Below are 326 nucleotides of genomic sequence, written 5' to 3' on the forward strand. Positions count from 1 at the left end.
ATCTCCGTCACGGCGTGAGCTGTGGTGCGCGGGCCGAGGAACTCCACCAGTCGCTGCCGTGGGCCCGGCTGGCCCTGGAACCGCTGGCCGGGCAGCAGCTCCCGATGCGGGAGGAGGACGTCTTCGAGCTGTGGGCGAACATCGGTCTGGCTGACCGGCTCCAGGAGATGACACGACGGGCCGTGGCGGATGCCAGCCGCTCCCGGACCGGACCGCGTCACCCGACCAGCTACCCGTTTCTGCTGGAGGAACTGGTCGACGCAGGCGTGCTGGACCGCCGTACCACTGGGGAACTCGACATGCCCGACGTCTACCGGACCGCACAT

At 69.3% G+C, this 326-nt stretch carries 1 pseudogene; it reads left to right on the forward strand.

Annotated elements, in window-relative coordinates:
* Positions 1–14: 14 nt before the first annotated feature.
* Positions 15–326 (forward strand): annotated as a pseudogene (locus IH48_RS0132615) (hypothetical protein); the annotation flags it as partial.

The sequence above is a fragment of the Streptomyces sp. NRRL F-5126 genome (assembly GCF_000721265.1).
GTDB lineage: Bacteria > Actinomycetota > Actinomycetes > Streptomycetales > Streptomycetaceae > Streptomyces.